1 pseudogene is annotated in these 549 nt (G+C 47.5%); it reads left to right on the top strand.

Annotated elements, in window-relative coordinates:
* Positions 1-549: pseudogene (locus R7Q11_RS28595) on the top strand (bifunctional NADH-specific enoyl-ACP reductase/trans-2-enoyl-CoA reductase); the annotation flags it as partial.

The following is a 549-nucleotide window of genomic DNA, read 5'->3' as shown; positions in this document are numbered from 1 at the left end:
AGATACGTTCTGGCGCAGTGTGATTAAGCCTATTGGTGAGTCGGTTACTGGCGCTTCCATCTTACTTGAAAATGATCAATGGGTTGAAACCACGCTCGAGCCTGCCACCGAAGAGGAAGCAGAAGCGACCATTAAGGTCATGGGGGGTGAAGATTGGGAAAGCTGGATTGATACTCTCATCAACACGGAATCCGTCGCTCAAGGTTGCAAAACCATTGCATTCTCATACATGGGCCCAGAAGTTACTCACCCAATCTATCTCGATGGTACTTTAGGCCGAGCCAAAATTGATTTGCACCAAACCAGCCATGCATTGAATCTGAAACTGGCTAACTTCGACGGTGGTGCTTACGCCACGGTGTGTAAAGCGCTGGTAACCAAAGCTAGTGTTTTCATCCCTGCTCTGAGCCCTTACCTTTTAGCTCTGTACCGAGTAATGAAAGAAAAAGGCACGCATGAACGCTGCATCGAACAAATGCAACGTCTGTTCACGACGAAGCTTTACGATCAGCCTAAAGTTCCTGTTGATGGTGAGCGATTGATTCGAAT

Source organism: Vibrio sp. 970 (genome assembly GCF_033339075.1).
The sequence above is the reverse complement of the archived record's forward strand: the minus strand, read 5'-3'. Positions and strand labels throughout refer to the sequence as shown.